General features: G+C 54.2%; 21 protein-coding genes. 15 read left to right on the top strand and 6 right to left on the bottom strand.

Annotated elements, in window-relative coordinates; all coding sequences use genetic code 11:
- Positions 1-258: 258 nt before the first annotated feature.
- The 3 genes from H8K47_RS12820 to H8K47_RS12810 all read left to right on the top strand — a co-directional run bounded on the left by H8K47_RS12820 (position 259) and on the right by H8K47_RS12810 (position 2,591).
- Positions 259-1,044, top strand: a complete 786-nt coding sequence (locus H8K47_RS12820; protein WP_162018260.1) for an SDR family NAD(P)-dependent oxidoreductase — start codon at positions 259-261, stop codon at positions 1,042-1,044.
- Between the two features lie 22 nt (positions 1,045-1,066).
- A complete protein-coding gene (locus tag H8K47_RS12815; RefSeq protein ID WP_186881812.1) occupies positions 1,067-1,807 on the top strand; it encodes a Rossmann-fold NAD(P)-binding domain-containing protein in 741 nt (246 codons plus the stop codon).
- A gap of 94 nt (positions 1,808-1,901) precedes the next feature.
- Positions 1,902-2,591 (top strand): TetR/AcrR family transcriptional regulator, encoded by a 690-nt coding sequence (locus H8K47_RS12810; protein WP_186881811.1) that lies wholly within the window; start codon positions 1,902-1,904, stop codon positions 2,589-2,591.
- Here the strand turns inward: H8K47_RS12810 and H8K47_RS12805 are convergent.
- Complete coding sequence (locus tag H8K47_RS12805; protein ID WP_186881810.1) at positions 2,569-3,045, bottom strand: RES family NAD+ phosphorylase; 477 nt, start codon at positions 3,043-3,045, stop codon at positions 2,569-2,571. The two genes, H8K47_RS12810 and H8K47_RS12805, sit on opposite strands and share 23 nt — an antisense overlap.
- The gene (gene parS / locus H8K47_RS12800; RefSeq protein ID WP_186881809.1) at positions 3,045-3,581 is read right to left on the bottom strand and encodes a type II RES/Xre toxin-antitoxin system antitoxin; all 537 of its coding nucleotides are present in this window, start codon (positions 3,579-3,581) and stop codon (positions 3,045-3,047) included. The genes H8K47_RS12805 and parS overlap by 1 nt, the downstream gene beginning before the upstream one ends.
- A gap of 429 nt (positions 3,582-4,010) precedes the next feature.
- On the opposite strand from parS, the gene H8K47_RS12795 reads away from it, so the two are divergent.
- From H8K47_RS12795 to phnF, 7 genes are all read left to right on the top strand, one after another.
- Complete coding sequence (locus H8K47_RS12795; RefSeq protein ID WP_186881808.1) at positions 4,011-5,042, top strand: putative 2-aminoethylphosphonate ABC transporter substrate-binding protein; 1,032 nt, start codon at positions 4,011-4,013, stop codon at positions 5,040-5,042.
- Between the two features lie 69 nt (positions 5,043-5,111).
- A complete protein-coding gene (locus H8K47_RS12790; protein ID WP_186881807.1) occupies positions 5,112-6,233 on the top strand; it encodes an ABC transporter ATP-binding protein in 1,122 nt (373 codons plus the stop codon).
- On the top strand, positions 6,230-8,032 hold the full coding sequence (locus H8K47_RS12785) for a putative 2-aminoethylphosphonate ABC transporter permease subunit (RefSeq protein ID WP_186881806.1): 1,803 nt from the start codon (positions 6,230-6,232) through the stop codon (positions 8,030-8,032). Before H8K47_RS12790 ends, H8K47_RS12785 begins: the two co-directional genes overlap by 4 nt.
- A 1-nt stretch (position 8,033) precedes the next feature.
- Positions 8,034-9,143: a 2-aminoethylphosphonate--pyruvate transaminase gene (locus H8K47_RS12780; RefSeq protein ID WP_186881805.1), complete on the top strand. Its 1,110-nt coding sequence runs from the start codon at positions 8,034-8,036 to the stop codon at positions 9,141-9,143.
- Between the two features lie 68 nt (positions 9,144-9,211).
- Entirely contained in the window at positions 9,212-10,102 is an 891-nt protein-coding gene (gene phnX / locus H8K47_RS12775) for a phosphonoacetaldehyde hydrolase (protein ID WP_186881804.1), read from the top strand.
- Positions 10,099-11,214 carry a TIGR03364 family FAD-dependent oxidoreductase gene (locus H8K47_RS12770; RefSeq protein WP_186881803.1) on the top strand — a complete coding sequence of 372 codons (1,116 nt, stop codon included), beginning with the start codon at positions 10,099-10,101 and terminating at the stop codon, positions 11,212-11,214. The genes phnX and H8K47_RS12770 overlap by 4 nt, the downstream gene beginning before the upstream one ends.
- A 19-nt stretch (positions 11,215-11,233) precedes the next feature.
- Positions 11,234-11,974: a phosphonate metabolism transcriptional regulator PhnF gene (gene phnF, locus H8K47_RS12765; protein ID WP_186881802.1), complete on the top strand. Its 741-nt coding sequence runs from the start codon at positions 11,234-11,236 to the stop codon at positions 11,972-11,974.
- 342 nt (positions 11,975-12,316) lie between these two features.
- On the opposite strand, the gene hrpA is transcribed toward phnF, so the two are convergent.
- Positions 12,317-16,192 (bottom strand): ATP-dependent RNA helicase HrpA, encoded by a 3,876-nt coding sequence (gene hrpA / locus H8K47_RS12760; protein ID WP_230410207.1) that lies wholly within the window; start codon positions 16,190-16,192, stop codon positions 12,317-12,319.
- 447 nt (positions 16,193-16,639) lie between these two features.
- Between hrpA and H8K47_RS12755 the strand changes: the two genes are divergently transcribed.
- The 4 genes from H8K47_RS12755 (at position 16,640) to H8K47_RS12740 (ending at position 20,784) form a co-directional block, all read left to right on the top strand.
- Positions 16,640-17,791 carry a tetratricopeptide repeat protein gene (locus H8K47_RS12755; protein ID WP_186881800.1) on the top strand — a complete coding sequence of 384 codons (1,152 nt, stop codon included), beginning with the start codon at positions 16,640-16,642 and terminating at the stop codon, positions 17,789-17,791.
- Between the two features lie 131 nt (positions 17,792-17,922).
- Positions 17,923-19,062, top strand: a complete 1,140-nt coding sequence (locus H8K47_RS12750) for a tetratricopeptide repeat protein (protein WP_186881799.1) — start codon at positions 17,923-17,925, stop codon at positions 19,060-19,062.
- A gap of 87 nt (positions 19,063-19,149) precedes the next feature.
- The gene (argA, locus tag H8K47_RS12745; protein WP_186881798.1) at positions 19,150-20,460 is read left to right on the top strand and encodes an amino-acid N-acetyltransferase; all 1,311 of its coding nucleotides are present in this window, start codon (positions 19,150-19,152) and stop codon (positions 20,458-20,460) included.
- Between the two features lie 51 nt (positions 20,461-20,511).
- On the top strand, positions 20,512-20,784 hold the full coding sequence (locus H8K47_RS12740; protein WP_186881797.1) for an oxidative damage protection protein: 273 nt from the start codon (positions 20,512-20,514) through the stop codon (positions 20,782-20,784).
- 112 nt (positions 20,785-20,896) lie between these two features.
- Here H8K47_RS12740 and H8K47_RS12735 read toward each other — a convergent pair whose 3' ends face one another.
- The 3 genes from H8K47_RS12735 to H8K47_RS12725 form a co-directional block, all read right to left on the bottom strand.
- Positions 20,897-21,631 carry a carbonic anhydrase family protein gene (locus tag H8K47_RS12735; protein ID WP_329604171.1) on the bottom strand — a complete coding sequence of 245 codons (735 nt, stop codon included), beginning with the start codon at positions 21,629-21,631 and terminating at the stop codon, positions 20,897-20,899.
- A gap of 96 nt (positions 21,632-21,727) precedes the next feature.
- Positions 21,728-22,402: a ribose-5-phosphate isomerase RpiA gene (gene rpiA / locus H8K47_RS12730; protein WP_186881796.1), complete on the bottom strand. Its 675-nt coding sequence runs from the start codon at positions 22,400-22,402 to the stop codon at positions 21,728-21,730.
- Positions 22,403-22,494: 92 nt separating this feature from the next.
- Entirely contained in the window at positions 22,495-23,514 is a 1,020-nt protein-coding gene (locus tag H8K47_RS12725) for a serine/threonine protein kinase (RefSeq protein ID WP_186881795.1), read from the bottom strand.
- A 140-nt stretch (positions 23,515-23,654) separates the two neighbouring features.
- Here H8K47_RS12725 and H8K47_RS12720 point away from each other — a divergent pair, with 140 nt between their 5' ends.
- Entirely contained in the window at positions 23,655-24,356 is a 702-nt protein-coding gene (locus H8K47_RS12720) for a UPF0149 family protein (RefSeq protein ID WP_186881794.1), read from the top strand.
- The last annotated feature ends 95 nt before the right edge of the window (positions 24,357-24,451 follow it).

The raw sequence follows: 24,451 nt of genomic DNA, 5'->3' as shown, positions 1-24,451 counted from the left end.
GTTAAGCAAAAAACTAGCCTTGAAGTCATTTCATCGACAAACTGTGTTTTATCAGACTGTCATGGCGATTTTTACGCGGAAAATGTCTTAGATGACGATAAATAAGCGGCATCCCCACCCTGCTAAATACGATATTTTTTATTGACAAGCCTCAGCAGCAGATTTACGATGCACTTAAATGACCAACGGTCATTTATTTTTAGAATACAACTGACCAATAGTCATTTAATCAAATCCAGCATGGAAAAGGATGGAAATATGCAAGACATTCGCGGTTTATGGGCCTTGATTACCGGGGCGTCCAGTGGCTTTGGGGTGGATTTTGCGCATTTGCTGGCGGCGCGGGGTGCGAATCTGGTGTTGGTGGCGCGGCGTACTGCGCCTATGGAAGAATTGGCGGCGCAATTGCGGGCGCAGCATGGGGTGCAGGTGCGGGTGACTGGGCTGGATTTGACGGCGGCGGATGCGGCGACGCAATTGAAACAGGGGCTGGATGCGGATGGGATAGCGATTGATATTCTGATCAATAATGCGGGCTATGGTTTGTATGGCGAATTCCTGCAGCAGCCACTGGAAAAGACGCTGGATATGATGCAATTGAATATGCTGAGCCTGACCCGGCTCACGCATGTGTTTGGCCAGCAGATGAAGCAGCGCGGGCGGGGTTATATGTTGCTGATTGCGAGTATCGCGGCTTATCAGGCGACCCCGACTTATGCTGCGTATGCAGGCAGTAAGGGCTATGTGCTGTTGTTTGGCGAGGCGCTGCATCAGGAACTGGCGCCGTATGGCGTGAAGGTCAGCGTGCTGTCACCGGGCATCACGGCGACTAATTTTCTGGCGGTGTCGGGTCAGCGGCCAACCCTGTATCAAAGGCTGGTAATGATGCAATCGCGGCCGGTGGCGCACATCGGTTTACAGGCTATGTTTAAAGGCAAACTCAGCGTGGTGCCGGGGCTGATGAATAAGCTCACGATCTTTAGCAATCGCTTTACGCCACGCAGCATACAAAGCAAAGTCGCGTACACCCTCATGAAAAACTGAACCCAACGGAGCCGAAGGCATCATGCAAATCTCACAGACAGCCACGAATAGCCAATTGCGTATCCTGATACTGGGCGGCAGCGGGCTGGTCGGGCAATCGCTGATACGACAGGCGCTGGCCTTGCCTGGCGTAACTCAGGTGTGTGCACCGACGCGCCGTGCGCTGACTGGCTTTGCTGCTGATGCGCGCCTGCACAATCCAATCCGTGATTTCAATCAGCTACAGGCTGACGATGCAATCTGGCAGGCTGATGTGCTGTTGTGCGCGCTCGGTACCACGATGGCACTTGCGGGTTCGCAGGCGGCGTTTTACCAGTCCGATCATGATCTGGTGCTGCGTTGCGCGGCGATGGCGCGGGCAGCGGGTGTGAACTGCATGGTCTATAACTCGTCGCTGGGTGCGGCGCTCAAGGCATCCTCATTTTATCTACGGGTAAAAGCTGAAACCGAGCGTGATCTGGCGGCGCTGAACTTTTCCACGCTGGGCATCGTGCGCCCTGCTTTACTCGACAATGAAGGACAGCAGCGGCCGGATCACAGAAGCGGTGAAGCGATTGCGCTGCGTGTGTTGCGCCCGCTGCGCTGGCTGCTGCCGGCACGTTATCGCCCGGTTGGCGTCTCGTTAGTGGCAGGTGCGATGTTGAGACTGGCGCAGTCGGCTTATGCGGGCAATGCGGCCTATGCAGGCAAAGCAGAACCAGCGCAACAAGCGGCGCCAATGCCTAAGCTGCTGATACTGGAATCGGAGCAGTTGCAGGGCTGAACGCTGCGATTGCGTTGCGATTGCGCTACGGCTGCGGCTATAGCGCAGAACAGCTACAATGTCTGACCACTGTATCCCCTGCCCTCACGCACCCATGAAGCAAAGAGCCCTGTCCGACGACGATAAAGTCTTACGCCGCAACGCCATCCTGGCAGCGGCGCGTGAACTGTTTGTGCGCGACAGCCATCAACTGCCCTCGGCCGCACAAATTGCGCAGGCGTCCGGCCTCGCAAAAGGCACGGTGTATCTGTACTTCCGCACAAAAGAAGAAATTTTTGTTGCGCTGTTAGCGCAGGAATTTGATGGCTTGCTGCGCCGTATCAGCAGCTATCTGGAGAGTGCGGCGCTGGCGCAGGGGCTGGATGGTTTGCTGCAGGAAGTCTGCGAGTACATCGCGACGCATCCGGAATTTCTGCGGCTGGATGCGATGGCCTACAGCGTGTTGGAACAGAATCTGAGTGAAGCCTATTTGCTGGAATTTAAAACGTCCTTGACCCAGACCCTGGTCAGCACCGGCCAGCGTGTCGATCAGGCTTTGCAGTTGCCAGCGGGGCGCGGGGTGGCGCTGCTATTGCGTACTTATGCGCTGATACGTGGTTTGTGGCAGACGCTGGATTATCCAGACTATTTGCGACGCATCCTGGCGGCACCGCAATTTGCGCCGATACGGCCAGATTTTCAGACGGAATTGCTGGCCAGTCTGCGCGATTTCTGGGCGGGTGCACTGGCCTCCGGGGTTGATTCCCAAGCCCAACAGCACCTCACAAACGCGGATCGTAAATAAACTGGCGCTTCACGGTCGCGCTGATTTGCCTGGCCGCCGCATGGGCGGGATTAATCAGCACATTGTATTCTTCCGGCACGATGATAGATGGCACCAGCAACAGCGGTGCGCTCAATCCCTGCAACCATTGCGTACCAAAATCAATACTGGCGGAGCCTGGTGGCTCGGCCAGCCAGGTCGGGTCCAGCTCGCTGGCCTCTATCACTTCGCGTTCTTTCCAGACTTTGGCCGGTATGGTGATCTGCACCAGAAAGGCATTGCGGATCGCGATCTGGTCGCCCAGATGCACCAGTGTCTCCAGCGTTGCAAGTGCAATACTGGACGCGCTGTACACCACCGCACTGCCCTTGGCATTCCAGCGCCCGCCGACTGCTTTGGCGCCACCGCCACTCAGATCATCGGCGCGGTATTGTGGCGTATGTTTAGCGATACGCCAGACCAGTTGCGCCGACATCAGGACACCACGCCGTACTCTATCCTTCCTAAGGTGTCGAGCACCAGCTCATAACCCGCCTCGGTATCGAGCAGCGATAAAGGGGTTTCGCCACCCAGCGCACGATTGACGCCGCGTATCCACTGCCGCGCTGCCGATTCATCTTCGAGCACACTCAACGCGCGCTTCCAGACTTTGTCAGCACGGTACATTCTGTCCTGCTCAGCAGACGACAGTAAGCCGTTTTTACTGATGCGGGATTTCATGGTGCTTTTGGGTAGCCGCAATTGTTCAAACAAACCATCCTGCGTCATGCCAAACTGACGTGCAATTACGGGCACCAGTTCAGCACTGACCCCATTGCGCAGTTGATGTATCACTTCGGTCACATTGCCTCGGAAAGGCATCGTCAGTACCTTAGCTGAAGTTTTTTCTGTTGCGGCAGTGACAGCCGATGCAGCGGATGAAGATTTGCCGCGTACAGCTACACCTGAGAGCGGTGGCAAGACCGGACCACCGCCTATTTTATCGCCGCCTTTTTTGATGCTGACTGCCATATTCACCTCCGCTTTCATTCATACAAATCACACATGCCACTGGTACTGATTTCACTTCACCCAACGCCATCAAAGTCTAATATTGGATTTAATTAAGTCTCATTATAGACTTTTTTTAAGATCAGGCCAAGCCCGCATTGGCCAGTGAATTACGCAGTGAGTGGAACTCAGCAGCAGCGGACCTGAGTAAATTCCCTCATTCAAAAGCGGCTTTGCGCCCTGACGTTTTGGCGGCAAGCTGCCAGAACCAAGATACCGCACCGACCGCAAGAAACCTTATCAGCACAGCTAAACAGAATCAGAAAATCATTTAAAACAAACAGAAATAACAAGTCATCTAGATGTCATTGGCATGTCATTTTCGCTTGTTACAGTGCGCAGCGTGCAGTGTTTATCCGCCACCTGTTCAACCCCAACAAGGAAACCGTCATGACTTTGCGAAAATTTGTACTCAGTTGCGCCACCCTGCTGTCGCTGCAATGCGCTAATGCACTGGCCAATACCACATTGACCGTGTACACGGCACTGGAAGCCGATCAGCTCAAGGCGTACCAGACGCAGTTTGAAAAAGAATATCCGGATGTGAAAATCAAATGGGTGCGTGATTCCACCGGCATCATCACGGCCAAGCTACTGGCTGAAAAAGCAGCGCCGCAGGCGGATGTGGTGCTAGGCGTGGCGGCCAGCTCGATGCTGATTCTGGATAAAGAAGGCATGCTGCAGCACTATGCACCGAAAGACGTTACCAAACTCAGTAAAAACTATGTAGACAGCGCAAATCCACCAGCCTGGGTAGGTATGGACGTATGGGGTGCGACACTGTGCTTTAACACGATAGAGGCTGGCAAACTGGGATTGAAAAAACCGGAAAGCTGGAAAGACTTGCTCAAGCCTGAATACAAAGGCCGCATCGTGATGCCGAATCCAGCTTCCAGTGGCACCGGCTATTTTGATGTGACCGCCTGGCTGCATTTGTTTGGCGAACAGGAAGGCTGGTCCTACATGGATAAGCTACATGAGAATATCGCGCAATATACCCACTCTGGCTCCAAACCTTGCAAGCAAGCTGCGGCTGGCGAGTTCCCCATCGGGATCGCGTTTGAATATCGCGCCGCCAAACTGAAAGAATCCGGCGCACCGATAGACTTGATTTTTCCCAAAGAAGGTCTGGGCTGGGATCTGGAAGCGACGGCCATCATGAAGGGTACAAAATTTCTGGAAGCAGCACGCAAACTGGCCGACTGGGCGGCATCGCGTTCTGCCAATGAGCAGTATGAAAAGAACTTCGCCATCGTGGCCTACCCTGGCGTCGCCAAACCCAATGCCTACATTCCTGCCAATTATGAGCAATTACTGATCAAGCAGGATCTGCGCTGGGCCGCAGAACAGCGTGAACGCATCCTGAAAGAATGGAGCAAGCGTTACGACGCCAAATCTGAACCGAAACCAGTCGCTAAATAAAGTAGCAAGCCCTGGGTCTTGCCGAGTCAGCGCAGCGTGTTATGCAAAGCACGCTGCTCAGGAAAAATTATGTATTTACACGATCTGCCCATAGTACAGTCAGCGCAGGCCCAGACAGAAGCCTGGCTGCGCTGCCGCGATATCAGCAAACAATTTGGGACAAGCCAGGTACTGGATCACATCAGCCTGGACATACGCAAAGGTGAATTCCTGTGTCTGTTAGGGCCGTCCGGCTGTGGCAAAACCACGCTGCTGCGTATCATCGCTGGTCTGGAACAACAAGATCAGGGGCAAATCCTGATGGGCAGCCGTGACATTTCACGCTTGCCACCAGCTGAGCGGCATTACGGCATCGTGTTTCAATCCTATGCCTTATTCCCCAATCTGAATGTCAGCGACAATATCGCATTTGCTTTGCGCGACAGTCGTCAGGCCAAACGAAGACGGGTCGACGAATTACTGGATCTGATCGGCCTGCAAGGCATACAACAACGCTATCCGGCACAATTGTCGGGTGGTCAGCAGCAACGAGTGGCGCTGGCGCGCGCACTGGCAACATCTCCCAGCCTCTTACTACTCGATGAACCGCTGTCGGCACTGGATGCACAGGTCCGCGATCATTTGCAGACCGAGCTGCGCCGTCTGCAAGAAAAGCTCGGCGTGACCACGATCATGGTCACGCATGATCAGGACGAAGCGGCCGCGCTGGCAGATACCATCGCTGTTATGCATCAGGGGCGCTTCGTACAAAGCGGCACACCCGAGCAAATTTACCACCAGCCCGCGAATCGCTTCGTGGCTGATTTTGTCGGACGCTGCAACTGGTTTCCAATCACGCAGCATCAGAACGGGCACTGGCTACTGGCTGGCGAAAAGCTAGAGCTGCGTACCGCACCAACACCCAGCAAACAAGCACTGGACGTATTCTGCCGTCCTGAGCATGTGCAGATACAAAGCGAATGGCAGGCGCATAGCCAGCAAGCCAATCAATGGATGGCGATAGTCGAAAGAGTGGATTTTCTGGCTGGCCGCCGCCGTGCCACCCTGTCGTTGTGCAAGCAACGTGATATCCGCTTTGAGGTGGAATTACATCAGCGCGATGCCGCCTACGGTCAGCTGATAACCGGACAAATGGTGTGCGCGCATTTGCCGCCAGCCAGTCTGACGGTATTCAACCCGGAGTCTGTATGAGCGCGCCCAGAACGACGCTGCAGACAGCGGGCGCCGTGCCAACGTCATCCACGTCAACATCAACATCTGCGTCAACTGCCACATCGACAGCGGCATCCACCTCAGCATTGTTACGATCCATCTCCACGCACGCCTGGAGCGACGCGTTCGGCAAACTCTTGCTGATCGTAGCAGCGGCTTTACTGCTACTCTTTTTGGTCTGGCCAGTATTGAGCATACTGCAAAAAGCGCTGCAAAATCAGGCTGGTGAATGGATAGGCTTGCAGCATTTCTTTGCTGTATTCAGCGAAGCAAGAATCTGGCAGGCAGCCGCCAGCAGTCTGCAACTGGCGCTGATCACGCTGGCTATCGTGTTGCCTGTTGCCTTGTTGGCGGCATTTGCGCTGATGCGTTCGGCCCTGCCGCTGCGCCGCCAATTACGCGGTTTGCTGCTCTTGCCTATGTTATGCCCTTCACTGATGCCAGCGATTTCTCTGGTCTATTTATTTGGCAATCAGGGCTTACTCAAATCCTGGCTGGGATCCCACAGCATTTACGGGCCGATAGGCATCGTCATCGGCGAAGTGTTCTATACCCTGCCGCATGCCATCCTAATCCTCAGCACCGCGCTCAGCGTGGCCGATGCGCGTCTGTATGAAGCGGCGCAAAGTCTGGGCGCCAGCCGCATGCGCCAGTTTTTCAGCATTACTTTGCCCGGCATACGCTTTGCCCTATTGTCGGTCGCACTGTTGGTGCTGACGATGGTGGTGACGGATTTTGGTGTTCCTAAAGTGATCGGTGGTCAGACCCAGACGCTGGCACTGGAAGCTTACAAACAAGTCATCGGCCAGCAAAACTTTTCTCAGGGTGCGGTAATCGGCCTGCTGTTGCTGACACCAGCCTTGCTGAGCTTTGCATTGGAACGCTATACCGCCAGTCGCCCGGAAGCTGGTCTGAGTGCGTGCAGCCTGACTTTACAGATACGGCGCAATGTCTGGCGTGACACGTTGCTGGGCTTGCTATGTGGCTTGATGCTGTTGTTTGTACTGGCTTTGTTTGGCACCGGTATTTATGCAGCGCTGATCCGTTTGTGGCCGTATCAAATGGAACTCACGCTAAGTCATTTCAATTTTGATGCGGTCGATGGCGGTGGCTGGTCAGCCTTCATCAACAGCCTGCAACTGGCCTTGCTGACCGCGCTGGGTGGCACGGTGCTGGTCACTGTGAGCAGTTATCTGAGCCTGAAAAAATTCAGTCAGCACTGGCTCAGCCGCTGCCTGCAACAACTGGCATGGTGGCCGATGGCGATACCTGGCATGGTACTGGGTCTGGGTTATATTTTCTGCTTCAATCAGCCAGCGCATCCGCTGCATTTCCTGTATGGCGGCATGAGCCTGATGGTGATGGCAACCATCATGCACTTTTACACCACCGCCTACCTGACCCTGAATACGCAATTACGCAAGCTGGACAAGGAGTTTGAAGCTGCAGGCCAAAGTATGGGGCGTAGCTGGCTCACCCTGTTCTGGCGCATCACCCTGCCGCTGTGTCTGCCTGCACTGATTGACGTATTCCGCTATTTCTTTGTCTCTGCCATGACCACAGTCAGCTGCGTGATTTTCCTGTACAGCCCGGACACCGTGTTGGCCTCGGTATCGGTACTGAATATGGACGATGCCGGAGATACCGCTGCTGCAGCGGCAATGGCGACCCTGATCGTTGCGACCTCATTATTCATCAACCTGATTTTGCAACTGCTGACTGGTCTGCTTGAAAGCCGTCATCGCCGTTGGCAACAACCACTTACCAAGGAGTCCTGATATGCGCGATCCCATCCTGCTCACCCCCGGCCCGCTGACCACCAGCCTGGCGACCAAAACCGCCATGCTGCATGATTATGGTTCCTGGGATGCAGATTTTAACCGTCTGACCGCCAGCGTCTGCCAGCAATTACTCGCCATTATTGACCCGGCTGACGACGAGTTTGTCTGCGTTCCCTTGCAAGGCTCAGGCACCTTTGCGGTCGAAGCCGCGATTGGCAGCCTGCTGCCGAAAGACGGCAAGTTACTGGTATTGGTGAATGGTGCGTACGGCAAGCGCATGGCGCAGCTGACCCAGATGATGGGACGTGCCTGCGCCGTGCTGGATGCAGGCGAAACCGAGGCCATCGATACTGAACAATTGCGCAGCTATCTGGCCGCACATCCTGAGATCAGCCATGTCGGCGTAATTTATGTAGAAACCAGTACCGGCATCCTGAATCCGCTGCAGCAAATCGCCGACATCGTGCATGCGTCTGGCCGGCGTCTGATCATCGATGCCATGAGTGCCTTCGGCGCCTTACCTTTGAATAGCCGCAGTCTGCGCTTTGATGCAGTGATTGCGAGTAGCAATAAATGTCTGGAAGGCGTACCAGGCATGGGCTTCGTACTGGCCCGCCGTAGCGCATTAATGGAAGCGGAAGGCAATAGTCATTCGCTGTCGCTGGATCTGCACCAGCAATGGACGTATATGCAGCGTACCGGCCAGTGGCGTTACACCCCGCCTACCCATGTGGTCGCGGCGCTGGCCAGCGCGCTGGAGCAATACCAGCAAGCTGGCGCACAAGCCGGCAGACTGGCGCGTTACCAGCAACTGTGCGATCACCTGCTGCAAGGCTTGCAGCGTCTGGGCTTGCGCTCTTTCCTGCCCGCTGAGATTCAGGCGCCCATCATCGTGACAGTCCATGCACCCGCCCATCCACACTGGAATTTCCAGCAGTTCTACGCGCTGGTCAAACAGCGTGGCTACATCCTGTATCCGGGCAAACTGACTGAAGTCGAGAGCTTCCGCATAGGCTGCATAGGCGCGATACAAGCGGCCGATCTGGACGGCGCGCTGGCAGCAATTGCAGATGCCTTAGCACAGATGGGCATCCCGCAAGAACAATGAAAAAACAGCACAGTTCACTTCTGCTATCCCACACAAACTACCAAATTCAAAATTAAGGAAACCTCAGTATGACTACACACACGCCACAAGCCTCCACCAGCAATGGTATTGACGCTGCAGTTCAACATCCTTACCGTTATCAGCGCCGCTACAGCGGTCGCCTGCAAGCTGTGATTTTTGACTGGGCTGGCACCCTGGTCGACTTTGGTTCGTTCGCACCGACTCAAGTATTGGTTGATGCGTTTGCCGCCTATGGATTCCAGATCTCGCTGACGGAAGCGCGGGTACCGATGGGGATGGCAAAGCGGGATCATATCCGTGCCATTACCCGCATCCCGGCGGTAGAACAGCGCTGGCTCGCACAATTTGGCAGCAGCGCCACCGAAGCGCAGATCGATCATATTTACGAAAGTTTTATGCCTATGCAGATCAGCCAGGTCGCACAGTATTCAGCACCGATACCGGGCGCGTTGGAGACTTTGCAGGCTCTGCGTGAGCGGCACATCAAAATAGGTTCCTGCTCTGGCTATCCACGTCAGGTCATGAATACCTTGCTGCCACACGCGAGCCAGGCTGGCATAACAGTCGACTGCGCGGTAGCGGCGGATGATCTGGCTGCCGGTGCGCGTCCCGGACCGTGGATGGCCCTGCAAAACGTGATCGCACTGGGCATCACGGATGTCGCTGCCTGCGTCAAGGTCGATGATACAGTGCCTGGCATTGCCGAAGGCCTCAACGCCGGTATGTGGACCGTCGGTCTAGTTTTATCGGGTAATGAAGCGGGTTTCAGTCTGGCAGAATTTGAAGCTGCAGATGCCAGTCTGAAGGATAAAAAACGCCAGTATGCAGGTCAGTTACTGGCGCAGGCTGGCGCGCGTTACCTGATCGACAGCGTCGCACAATTGCTGCCCGTGTTAGACGATATCCAGTTGCGCATGCAGCGTGGCGAACGTCCATGACTATGCACAAACCACGTCTGGCCATTGTCGGCGCTGGCATGCTGGGTTTAGCCCATGCACTGGCGGCGGCTGAACGGGGCTATCAGGTCGATGTCTATGAGCGCGACAGTCAGGCGCTGGGCGCATCGGTCAGGAATTTCGGCCTGGGTCTGCATCTGGGCCATGCCCAGGGAGAGATGCTGGAGCTGGCACGTGCCAGCCTGCAGCGCTGGCGTCAGTTGCTACCGGAATTAGGTGTCTGGTACAAGGAAGCTGGCAGTCTGATGTTGGCGCGTAATCGCGATGAGGCTGACATGTTGGAATGCTTTCAGCAGGCGCTGGGCAGCGAGTATGGCACGCAGCTCATGAGTCAACACCAACTGTCTGAAGCGGGCTGGCACGGTGAGTCTGCTTTATCCAGTCCGCATGAAATCGGCTTTGCCTCGGCCCAGCTGATACCGCGTCTGAGTGCGTGGCTGCAGCAAACCAAGGACGTACGCATCCATTATCAATGCGCGGTGCTAGGCATTGAGGATCAGGTGCTGCATACCGCGCGCGGACAGGTGAAGGCTGATCACATCCTGCTGTGCAGCGGTCATGAGTTCCGTCATTTAATGCCGCAATTGTATGCGGACAGTGGCATACGCCTGTGCAGCCTGCAAATGCAAGAATTGCGGATTGCACCACGTTCTATCGCGCCGACCTTGCTGACTGGTCTGTCCTGCCTGCACTATCCGGCCTTCCGCCAGACACCGCAACTCGTACTGCTGGCGGAACGCTATCAGGCGCAGTTACAGCAACAACATCCGGCAATACCGGAGCATGGTATCCACCTGATCGTACAGCAATTAGACGACCCCAGCCGCATCATCGTCGGTGACACCCATCATTACGCCGACGATGCGGCCATCTTTCAGAGTGCTGACGCTGATGTGATTTTGCGTGAACTGTGCAGTGAGCTATTGCAGGCACCAGTCTCTGCAATCCGCCACTGGCAAGGCGTGTATGCGAGCGCAGCGCAGCCTTATCAGATGTTGAAGCCTCAGCCCTATCTCACCACAGTCAATATGACGGCAGGCATAGGCATGAGCGTAGGTCTGGCGCTGGCAGCGCAGGTGGTAGAATCACTGTAATACAATCAATCCACAGACCATGAGCATCCAGCAATCCAACACCTCTGTCTTTAAACGCGGCCAGGGTACGCCGGTATGGCGTCAGATCGAAGCTATCCTGGCGCAAGATATCTACAGCGGTAAATTAAGCGGCAAGCTGGAGAATGAAACCAGTCTGTCCGAACGCTTTGGTGTGAACCGACACACAGTGCGACAAGCGGTGAAAGCGCTGGCGGAACGCGGACTGATCGAAGTGGTGCAAGGTAAAGGCAGCTTCGTACGCGAGGAAGTCATCGCCTATGAACTTGGGGAACGCACCCGGCTTGCGCATAGTCTGGCTAAGGCCAGAAAAATCGGACACAGCCGGATACTGAACGACCACATCTTGCCTGCCACTGCCAGCGTGGCGCAGATGCTGGGCATAGATGAACATACAGAGGTGCTGCAAATTGACACCCTGGATGTGGTGGAAGATAAAGTACTGGGCGTGTGTACCCAGTACTTTCCTCTGCCGCGCTTCGCCGATTTTGCACACCACTATCAGGAACTGGGTAAAACCCATCTGGCACTGCAAGCCTGTGGTGTACAGGAATTCACGCGTAAGCTCAGCCGCATCAGCGCCCAGCTGCCTGACAAACATGTGGCACGTCAGTTACAGCAATCCAGCTCCAGTCCTGTGCTGTGCGTGGAAAGCGTGTATCAGGATCAGGATAAACACATTATCGAATACGGCATTTCCCTGCTCAGCAGCAGTTCGGTACAAGTGGTCATCGAACCCTGATCTGGCACCGGACCTCAGTTGATGGCGCGCTCAGTTCCGCGCCGATACCTTGACGTGCCAAGGCGGGGAACAGGAAATCCAGTTATGCCAGCGCTGCCTCGACGTATTTTTCGCCCGGAGCCGTCATCAGATGTAAAACTGTGAAAGTGGAATCCACGGCATTTTATGGGTCTGGAGCGGAGTCTGAGGAAGGCAGGCGAAGGAGAACCCCGCACCAGATATAGCCTGCAGGCCGATTTGCCGCCAACAGCCGCACCGTGACTCAGTCATCGGCAATTGATTGACCAGAGTGCTGCTCCCTGCATTGACAACAGCACTCTGCTGCAAGCTGAACAGCGTCAGTTAACGCTGCATGCTTTCCCAGACTTTTTGTAAGCGCTTGACCGAGACCGGCATCGGCGTTTTCAATTCCTGAGCAAACAGCGAAACACGCAGCTCTTCCAGCAACCAGCGGTATTCCAGCATCTTAGGATCAATATCTGAGGCTAAGCCCGCTTTGCGCGGCGTACGCTGCCAGCCTTGCGCTGCACTAGTCCACTCTGCCTGTTGCCGCGCATCGCGTGCCGGATCAGCGCGCAGCTTATCGATACGCACATTGATGGCCTTCAGATAGCGCGGGAAATGCGCAAGCTGGCTGAACTCATTTTCAGCGACGAAGCGCTTAGTGATCAGCGACTGCAACTGATTTTGGATATCTGCCACAGCTTGCGGATGCGCTTTCAAGCCCTGCAATTTTTTAGGCAAGGTGTAATACTCCGCCAGAATCAAGCCTGCCAGACGTGCGATTTCATTGGCCAGCAAATTCAGCCTGGCCTTACCTTCCTCACGCCGGATATTGAATTCACCGGAATTGGCAGGTAAAGGTGACTGCAGACAGGCGCGCTCAATTGCGGTCTGAATAATCTGCTCGCGCAATTCTTCCTGCGAACCCAGTGCCATGAATTGCATGCCCATCTGCTGCAAGCCAGGGATATTTTTTTCTAAAAACTTCACCTGCTCTTTGAGCTGCAAGGCGAACAGGCGACGCAGGCCAATACGATGATAGCGCGCGGCCTCATCCGGATCGTCAAATACCTCAATATGGCAATGCGTGCGCTTATCGACCAGCGCAGGATACCCGATCAGGGTTTGCTTGCCTTGCTGTACCTCCAGCAATTCCGGCAGGCTATCAAAGGTCCAGGCAGTCAGATTTTCTTGCTGATACAAGGCAGGTGCAGCGGACGGCGCGCTGCTTGCTGCGCCTTGCTTGCCGGATGGCGCCGCTGACTGCAGCGCTGGTGTGCCCGTACTCTTAACTGCGCCCTTACCAGCACCTGCCACTGCTTGTGGTGCGCCGCCTTCTAACAAGGCCAGTTTTTCGGCACTTGCTAACTTTTGAAAACTTTCGCGTGCCTGGGTGCCGAACTCTGCGCGTAAATGCGCGAGATTACGCCCCATCTCAAGCTGGCGGCCATGCTCATCCACCACCTTGAAATTCATGGTCAGATGGGCAGGCAACTGTTCAAATTTAAAGTCGGTGGTTTTACACATCAAACCGGTCTGTTCGCGGATATCGGCAATTACCGCATCGAGGAAGTTGCCCTTCCCCTGCTCAACGCGCTCACAAAATCCCGCCGCATAATCCGGCAAAGGCACGCAATGGCGCCGGATTTTCTGTGGCAATGATTTGATCAGCAAATGCACTTTTTCTTTGAGCATACCCGGCACCAGCCATTCTGCGCGCTCAGCCGAGACCTGGTTCAGCGAAAACAAGGGCACCGTCAGCGTCACGCCGTCGCGCGCACTGCCAGGCTCAAAGTGGTAACTGAGCTGCAAAGCGACACCCGATACCTGCAAGCTTTTCGGGAACAGATCGGTCGTGACGCCGGCTGCTTCATGCCGCATCAGCTCATCTTTATTCAGATACAGCAGTTTGGGATTGCTGCTGGTCGCTTCTTTATGCCATTGTTCGAACAAGACCGCATTCCAGACATCGGCCGGCAGATGCTGATCGTAAAACGCCACGATTAACTCATCATCCACCAGCACATCCAGCCTGCGCGATTTGTGCTCCAGATTTTCAATTTCGCGCACCAGTTTCTGGTTATAGGCAAAAAACGGCGCACGTGTATCGAATTCACCACCGACCAGGGCTTCACGGATAAATATTTCGCGTGCTTCTGCCGGATGGTAGTGACCATACTGAATACGGCGCTGACTGTAGACTACCAGGCCGTATAAAGTAGCGCGCTCAAACGCACTGACCTGCCCGCTGCGCTTCTCCCAACGCGGCTCACCATAGGATTTTTTGAGCAGATGGCCACCGATTTTTTCCAACCATTCGGGTTGTATCTGCGCGATGCAGCGGCCATACAGACGCGAGGTATCGACCAGCTCAGCCGACATAATCCAGCGCCCGGCTTTTTTAGCCAGACTGGAACCGGGCCAGATATAAAAACGGATGCCGCGCGCGCCCAGATAATGCGCTTCTTCGTCGGATTTATACCCGATATTGCCAAGCAAACCCGTCAGTAGCGACAGGTGTAACTGCTCATAAGTCGCCGGTGTTTCATTCAGCCGCCAACCCTGCTCTTTCACGATGGTCAGTAATTGCGAATGCACCTCACGCCATTCGCGCAGGCGCATCTGGCTCAGGAAATGGGAGCGGCAATTATCCTGCAACTGACGGTTAGTCTTCTTGTGCTCAATCGCGTCTTCAAACCAGGTCCAGATTTTCAGATACGACAGGAATTCCGATTTTTCATCAGCAAATTTCTTATGCGCCTGATCCGCCGCTGCCTGCGCCTCCATAGGCCGGTCACGCGGGTCTTGCACCGATAAGGCGGAAGCGATGATCAATACCTCGTGCAAGGCCTGATGATCGCGCGCCGCCAGGATCATGCGCCCTACTCGCGGGTCCAGCGGCAGTTTCGCCAGCTGACGGCCCACCGGCGTCAGTTGATTGCTTTCATCCATCGCGCCCAGCTCTTGCAATAACTGATAGCCATCAGCGATCGCACGGCCCAAAGGCGGCTCGATGAATGGGAAAGTCTCCACATCGGTCAGGCGCAGCGACTTCATACGCAAGATGACTGCAGCCAGCGAGGAGCGCAAAATCTCAGGCTCGGTAAATGGCGGACGTTGTTGGAAATCCTGCTCATCAAACAAGCGGATACATACGCCCGCCGCAACCCGGCCGCAACGGCCAGCGCGCTGATTGGCCGCCGACTGCGCAATCGCCTCGACCTGTAGCTGCTCAACTTTATTGCGGTAACTATAGCGCTTGACACGCGCCAGTCCGGTATCGACCACAAAGCGTATGCCAGGCACAGTCAGCGAGGTTTCCGCCACATTGGTGGCTAATACGATACGGCGCGCATTCGATGTTTTAAACACCCTTTCCTGCTCTTGCGCCGAAAGTCGCGCAAACAGCGGCAGAATTTCCACATGCGGCGGATGGTGCTTACGCAAAGCTTCTGCTGCATCGCGGATCTCGCGCTCGCCGGGCAGGAATACCAGCACGTCGCCAGAACCGATACGGCATAATTCATCGACCGCATCCGTAATCGCGGTCATCAGGTCACGTTCTTTATCCTTCTCGGACTGCTGCACCGGGCGATACCGTAATTCGACCGGATACAAGCGACCCGACACCTCAATCACTGGCGCGGGCTTGGCTTCCTGTCCAACCGCAGCCGGTTCAGCGAAATGCCGCGCAAAGCGTTGTGCATCGATAGTCGCTGACGTAATGATGAGCTTCAGGTCAGGACGCTTAGGCAGCAGTTGCTTCAGATAGCCGAGCAGGAAGTCAATGTTCAGGCTGCGTTCATGCGCCTCATCGATAATAATGGTGTCGTATTGACGCAGCAGCGGATCGGTCTGGGTTTCTGCCAGCAAGATACCGTCCGTCATCAGCTTGACCGATGCGCCCTGACTCAGGGTATCGGTAAAGCGCACTTTAAACCCTACATGCTCACCCAGTGGTGAATTCAACTCTTGCGCGATACGTTTCGCAGTCGAGGAGGCGGCAATCCGGCGTGGCTGGGTGTGGCCGATCAGCCCATGCAGACCTCGCCCCAGTTCCAGACAAATTTTAGGCAACTGAGTGGTTTTACCGGAGCCGGTCTCACCACAGACGATGATGACCTGATGCTGGCGTAAAGCAGCCGCGATCTCCACGCGCTTACCTGACACGGGTAATTCTTCGGGAAATGTAATTTCAGGCAAGGGATTGCGCATGCGCTGAACGTCAGATTTCACAGGCGACCCGGATTGAGCTGAAGACACCGCATTTTTTGCCTGCTGACGCGCTATTGCGCCGGCAGCAGACTGCTCTGATCGCAGCTTACCGGTCTGACCAACATGGCCAGCCCCCTTAGCGCGCACACTGTCTGGCTTGTGTGAGGCAGGCGCTTGTTTTTTTTGAGGCTGAGGTGTTGGCTCTGCAGTCTGGGCCTGTTGCCTCAACTGGGACCTCAGATCGCGCAAACCGGCCAGACCATCCAGGGTCACAGACGCGGGCTTATTCGGGGATTTTTGTTTAGATGAATTTGATGACATAGCGCTGCGCATTATCCCAGATTTTTCACTCAATCAGGAACTAAGCAGCACCTGGCTGGACTATACTGATTTTCTTACATGGCGAAGTCAGGAACGCTTTGCCCTACCCTGAGGACCAAAAATATCATGCGACGGATACTGCTGCCTCTGGTCTTACTAATTCTGCTTAGCGCCTGCAGCAGCGTTCGCCCGCCTGTGCTTGGCAGCGAGTTGTTTCAGGATCAGTGGTACGGGCCACGGCCAGCACTGATCAGTGCAGAGCAGGTGCTGGCAACCAGCCCGGCCATGGAACAGTTTCTGGAGCAAGAAGTACTGCCACGCAGTAAAAAGACCGAACTGCGTCTGGCCTTGTTTCAGGCCATCAGCCAGAACAACCGCATCAGCCTGGAATATGATGCCAGCCTGACCCGCAATGCAACGCAGGCTTTCGAGGCCAAAACCGGGAATTGCCTGTCACTGGTTCTGATGACCTCCGCACTCGCCAAAAAACTTGGACTGCAAGTCGATTACCGCCATGTGCTACTTGACACCTTGTGGCAACAGGCAGATCAGCTGGTACTGGCAACTGGCCACGTCAATATCGCATTGGGCAGATATCGTCAGGCTTACATGTACAGATCGGATGATAATGATGCACTCGTGATTGACTTTCTGCCACCACCGGAAGCCATCAAATATCCCTCATTCAGCATTTCTGAAGCGCGTATCCTGGCCATGTATTTCAATAACCGGGCAGCTGAATCGATACAACAGGCGCGCTTGAACGATGCGTATTGGTATGCCAAAAGCGCGATAGAGCAAGATCCCGGCTTTCTGCCCGCTCTCAACACTCTGGGCGTGATTTACCAACGTGGACAGCACTATCAACTGGCCAGCCAGATTTACCGCCAGGTGTTAGCGCTTGCGCCGGATTATCTGCCGACACTCAGTAATCTGCAGGACAACCTGAATCGTAGCGGCGACAGCGCAGGCGCCCGCCAGATACAAGCGCAGCTGACACAACTGCATTACCAGGAACCGTTCCGGCATTTTCAAACCGGCAAAGCCTTGTATCAACAAGCCAGCTTTACCGCCGCACGCAATGCTTTTCAAGAGCAGCTCAGCATCACGCCTCAGCATACCGAGAGCTACCACTGGCTGGCCATGACCTATCTGCAGCTGGGCGACACCGCGAAAGCAAATCAACAATTGGTTTTGGCACGAGAATCCGCGACCACGGTGCAGACCAGGCAGCGCTTTGACCTCAAGCTGCAGGCCTTGCGTGCGGCACTGCATTAAACGACAGTCAGACCTGAGCTTGCAAATACACAAATTATTTACCACAATGCAGACGTCATGATCTGCGCTGGCCTCAGGCAGGCGAAAAATCAGCAGCAACAGCATAGGGGAACACCATGAAACGGTTTTGCATGCTTATGATCATCGTAGCGCTGTCTGGCTGCGCCAGCACGCCGACAGTGAGGCTTGCTCAGGCGCCGCGGAACGACGCAGGATTCAAGCCACCTGCAGCACCGGTAGACACGACGGCGATCCTGAAAATCAGCACGGAGATGCAACACTTCCTGAATAAAGAAGTCAGGCTGCAAGCGCGACAGTCGGATAAAAAGCGCGGTTTATTCGATGCACTGCAAAGGGATAGCAAAGTCACGCTGGACTATGACAGCAGCATCACCAAGACGGCAGCTGAGACCTTTGCCAGCCGCTCAGGAAATTGTCTGTCGCTGGTACTGATGACCGCCGCCATGGCGCATTATCTGGATCTGCCCATTCATTATCAGCAGGTCTTCCTCGATGAATCCTGGAGCCGGGTGGGCAATTTGTATGTCTCTTCCGGTCATGTCAACATCATCCTTGGCACTAAAAACAGTAACTACAGTGCACAGCTGGATGACTTTAATACCCTGCTCATCGATTTCCTGCCTGGCCCACAGGCCTATAAGCAGCGTAGCGTCTCACTTAGCGAAGCTCAGGTCATTGCGATGTTCCTCAATAACCGTGCCGCTGAATTACTGGCTCAGAATCAAATCGATGACGCTTACTGGCATGCCGTCGCGGCACTGCAAACTGAACCCAATTTTCAACCCGCCCATAATACCCTGGGCGTGATCTATCGCCGCCATGGCGATCTGGCACTGGCCGAAACTGTATTTCGTCAAATTTTGGCGACAGAACCCAACAATGTGATCGCGCTCAGCAATCTGGTTGAAGCGCTGCAATTCATGGGCAAACCCACCGAAGCCGCATTACAACTGGCAGCGCTACGACAAATTCAAGCCTATCCACCTTTCCATTTTTTCAATCTGGGGCAACACGCTATGGCGCAGGCACGATATGCGGAAGCGCGCAGCTTGTTTGAACAAGAAGCGAAGCGCGACCCCTACAACGAAGAAACCCATTTCTGGCTGGCCCAGGCCAATTTGCATCTGGGTGACCTGAGCGAAGCCAGTCGTCAGCTGAGTCTGGCGCGTGATCACAGTACGACCCCGGGTGCACAGGACATGTATAGCAAAAAACTCAAGGCATTAACGGCCCTGAGCCAGCAGAGATAAGCAGCAGCGCTGATTTTTTATCGCATTTGCGACCCACACACTGAGATTTTTTTATCGGGAATCCGGCACTGCGATTATAATTCGCGCATGGAAAATCCTCTTCAATTCGTTCAGTGGTTGCGGTCGGTCGCACCCTATATTCATGCCTTCCGTGGAAAGACCTTTGTGGTCGCCTTCCCGGGTGAACTGGTCGTTGCAGGCGCATTACCGGTTCTGGCACAAGATCTGTCGCTATTGCACGCACTGGGCATCAAAATTGTGATTGTGCACGGTTCGCGCCCTCAGGTCGCAGAGCAGCTAGCCCTGCGAAATGTGGAGGGGCGTTTCCATAATGGTGTCAGGATCACCGACACCGCTGCGATGGAGTGTTCCAAAGAAGCTGCAGGCGAATTACGTCTCGATATTGAGGCCGCATTTAGCCAGGGCTTACCTAACACTCCAATGGCACATGCGGCGATCCGCATCATCTCCGGTAACTTTGTGACCGCCAAGCCGATCGGCATTGTGGGTGGCGTCGATTTCGGACTGACCGGTACCACGCGCAAGGTGGCCTACGACACCATCCACCATATTCTGGAGGCTGGCAGTCTGGTATTACTCGGTCCACTGGGGTTTTCCCCGACTGGTGAAGCGTTTAATCTGACCATGGAAGATGTAGCCGTGTCGGCGGCAACTGCATTGCGCGCTGATAAGCTGATCTTTATTACTGAAACACCGATGATGGTGGATCAGGATAGTGATGAATTGCGTGAATTATCGTTCATGCAGGCTGAACAGGAACTCAAAGCTGGCTACCTGCCGCCAGATTCGGCGTTTTATCTGGAACACGCGGTCAAGGCTTCACGCGGCGGTGTACCGCGTATTCACATTGTGCCTTTTGACATGGATGGCTCGGCACTGCTGGAACTGTTCACCCATGATGGCGTTGGTACCATGGTCTCTTCAGAAAATCTGGAAAGCCTGCGTGAAGCCACGATTGAAGATGTGGGCGGCATTATTAAGCTGATCGAACCGCTGGAAGCCGACGGCACCCTGGTCAAACGTGGACGCGAGCTGATAGAACGCGAGATCAACTACTTCTCTGTGATCGAACATGATGGCGTGATTTTCGGCTGCGCTGCGCTCTATCCTTTCCCTTTCGACAAAATGGGCGAAATGGCCTGCCTGACCGTCAATCCCGACGTGCAGAGCCAGGGCGACGGCGAGCGCATATTGAAGCATATGGAAAAACGCGCACGCCGTGCCGGTTTCCATTCTTTGTTTGTGCTGACCACCCGTACCGAACACTGGTTCCTGAAACGCGGTTTCGTCAAAGCCTCGGTCGATGATTTACCCAAAGACCGTCAGAAAATGTATAACTGGCAGCGTAAATCCCTGGTACTGATCAAGCAGTTGTAAGCACTTCCCTTTATAATTCAGGCTGTTTGCGTATCACTAAGGAGTATTACCATGGCCCGTATGGTCCACTGCATTAAATTAGACAAAGAAGCCGAAGGCCTGGATTTCCCGCCAGTACCCGGCGAGCTGGGCGCGAAACTGTATCAGTCTGTTTCTAAAGAAGCCTGGGCTGGCTGGATCAAGCATCAAACCATGCTGGTCAACGAAAACCGCCTGAATCTGGCCGATATCCGTGCCCGCAAATACCTGATGGCACAAATGGACAAGCATTTCTTCGGTGATGGTGCCGATGCTGCAGCTGGTTACGTACCGCCATCCGCTTAAGGCTGAGCACTGAATACGCCTAGCGTTTTCCTGCCTAAGACGCAAAAAAAACCGCAAACTGAGTTTGCGGTTTTTTTATGTAAAAACCGAATCCGGTCAGCTCAAAACAAAATCAAAAGAACTCAACTTTACCGGTTTCCACATCATGCAGTGCGCCGATGACCTTGATCTGGCCATTCTGTATCATCTCACGCAGCACAGGGCTTTTCTCAGAAATTGCCTGTACTGTCATCTTGACGTTCATTTCTGCTGCAGCATCAACGAAATGGTGATTTTTTGAACTACGGTCAGCACCATGGGTGTCCGGTGTAGCCTTCACTGCCGGTGCAATTTTAGCGACCAGCTGCGTCAGATTACCCAGAACTGCGCTGTCACAAGCACCTTTCACCGCGCCACAATGGGTATGTCCCAATACGACGATGGCTTTAGATCCCGCTACTTTAGCCGCATATTCCAGGCTACCCAGGATGTCTTCATTGACGATATTGCCAGCCACACGTGCAGTGAACATATCGCCGATGCCCTGATCAAATACCAGTGCCGGATCGGAACGGGAATCGATGCAAGACACCACGCTCACAAAAGGATACTGACCATCTTTTCCACTGATCTTCGCTTGCGCGATCAGATCACGCTTTAACATATTGCCGGACACAAAACGTGCATTTCCATCCTTGAGGCGCTGGATCGCCAGATCCGGCGTGACTTCGCTCTGAGTCAGCTTAGTCATAGGCACGGCGACCTGTGCTGTAGTAACTGGCTGGGTTGCACAAGCCGACATCAGCAAGGCTGCTGCCAATGCGCTCAGAAATTTTCCGTGTTTAGGTAAAAATGTTTGGAACTGCACAATGTACTCCTTCAATTAAGTTGCGTGGATAAAGATGATCATTATCGCAATTATTTTATTGTAATTTTGAAAATATTGATAGCAATTTTTTAATTTTTACTTATATTTCAAAGTCTTTACGCCCTCTGCTGTGCCCAGTAAGCAAACATCTGCACCCTGACGCGCAAATAGACCAACGGTGACGACGCCCACGATATTATTGATGGCGTTTTCCAACGCCATAGGATCAGTGATTTGTAAGCCATGGACATCAAGAATGTAATTTCCGTTGTCGGTGACCAGAGGCTGGCCATCCTTGAGGCGCAACTTAGCCTCTCCACCCAGCGCACTCAACTGGCGACCGACCACGGCATAAGACATGGGTATGACTTCAACCGGTAAAGGGAAGCGCCCCAGCGTGTCGACCAGTTTAGAGCCGTCTGCAATACATACAAATTTTTCTGCAACGGAGGCCACAATTTTTTCACGCGTCAAGGCAGCACCGCCACCTTTGATCATCGCGCCGGAAGCATTGATCTCATCCGCGCCATCGATATACACCGGCATGCGCGTGACTTCGTTCAAATCCAGCACCGTCATGCCGTGCGCGCGCAAGCGCTCTGCGGTAGCTTCAGATGATGCAACCGCAGCTTTGATTTTGTCTTTCATTTTTGCGAGTTCATCAATGAAGAAGTTCGCGGTGGAACCAGTTCCCACACCAACAATTTCACCTTCAACCACATAAGCGATAGCGGCTTGAGCGACCGCCAGTTTCAATTCGTCCTGAGTCATGTTGCAGCTCCGTAGATGTGCAGACCCTTGATCTGCAGATTAAAAAATTGGCGGCATTGTAGCCGATCAGCGCCGCCTTGCCGACCGGTTTTTCAGAAATTCCAGAGCGGAGGCTCATCCATCAACGCGATTTGCTCGCGTAATTCCAGGATACGATCTTGCCAGTAACGTTGAGTATTAAACCAGGGGAAGGCTGCCTGAAAAGCCGCATCGTCCCAACGCTGCCCCAGCCAGGCCGAGTAATGAATCAAGCGCAAGGTACGTAAAGCTTCGATCAGGTAAAGCTGACGCGGATCAAAATCAAAGAAATCCTCGTAGCCAGCCAGAATATCGCTCATCTGACGCTGCATCTCTGCCCGCTCACCTGACAGCAGCATCCATAGATCCTGAATCGCAGGCCCCATGCGACTGTCATCGAAATCGACAAAGTGTGGCCCGGCCTGAGGCCCCTGATCCAGCCACAATACATTCCCCATATGGCAATCGCCATGCAGTCTCAGCACAGGCACTGTCCCGGCGCGTTGATAACACTGCCGCACAACATCCAGCGCCTGTTGCGCGACTGACAGATATACGCTCTGTAATTCAGGCGGGATCATGCCACTGCTTGCCAGCCAGTCTAATGGCTGCACACCAAAAGTATCAGGATTAATGTCAGGCCGATGCTGATAACTGTGGAGCGCACCGACCGCATGTATACGTCCCAAAAAACGTCCCATCCATTCCAGCGTCGCCGCATCCTGCAACTCGGGTGCGCGTCCGCTCTGACGAGGGAATAAGGCAAAGCGGTAACCCTGATAATGATGAAGGCTCTGACCCGCCGTGGAACTTAAGGCAGTCACAACGGGAATTTCCTGTGCCGCCAGTTCCATGGTAAATGCATGCTCTTCCAGGATCGCCGCATCAGTCCAGCGGCCAGGCCGGTAAAACTTGGCAATCACAGGCGGCCCATCTTCCAGCGCGACCTGATACACCCGGTTTTCATAGCTATTCAACGCCAGGATGCGGCCATCACAAAACCAGCCACAGCTTTCGACTGCGCCCAGTACCAGGTCGGGGGTCAGATCCGCAAAAGCGGGTAAAGTATTTACTTGATTCGTTTGTGCATTCATAGACGCGATTGTACGTCTGAATACGTCGTGTTCAGACGCTGATTTCACCAGTCAGCACGGAAAAAAGCCGAATTCTGCCCCACGAGGCCAGCGCAAAGCGCTACACTTCCGGTATTTTCACATTCAGCTCAGGTATGACCATGCATCTCGACGAACCACTCAGCGACAAAGAATTCAATGAACTCGACAAATTCCTCATGTCAGACCGGGTCGGCGACGATGGCATGACCATGGACGCACTGCATGGCTATATGACCGCCATCGCACTCGGCCCGGAAATGATACCGATGACAGAATGGCTGCCGCTGGTCTGGGGTTTGCCTGATCAGGGACAGCCTAAGTTCAAGAACGATAAAGAAATGCAGCGTATCACCAATCTGATTGCGCGCTTCATGAACGAAATCCAGATCACCTTTGAAGTTGCGCCGCAGGAGTATGAACCGCTGTTCTGCGTGCTGGAACAGAATGGTAAAGAACTCATCGACGGGGAAACCTGGGCCTGGGGCTTCTGGGAAGGCATGCAATTGCGCGCTGAAGCCTGGGAAGCCGCCTGGGAATCCGAAGAAATTGGCCCGCTGTTACAGCCTATCTATTTGTTAGGTGCAGAGGAAATCGAAGAAGAAGAGATGAAGTTTGTCGACACACCGGAAAAATGCCACACCCTGGCGCTGGCAGTCGAACAGTCCATCCCGGCCATACGCCGCTTTTGGGCACCGCTGCGCAAATCAGGCGTCACCACTGTCAAGCGTGACAGCCCTAAAGTGGGCCGCAATGATCCCTGCCCTTGCGGTAGCGGTAAAAAATTCAAATCCTGCTGCGGTGCTGAACCGACTGTGCATTAATCAAGTCTGTACCTGACATTGTTTGCGCTGGAGTAAATGCTCTAGCGCATTTCCCCACCAGTTGTAAGTCCCGTGCTATTTTCGCGTTTGCTAAT

The organism is Cognatundibacterium rugosum (assembly GCF_014284365.1).
GTDB lineage: Bacteria > Pseudomonadota > Gammaproteobacteria > Burkholderiales > Burkholderiaceae_D > Undibacterium > Undibacterium rugosum.
This window is presented reverse-complemented; position numbering and strand designations above follow the sequence as displayed.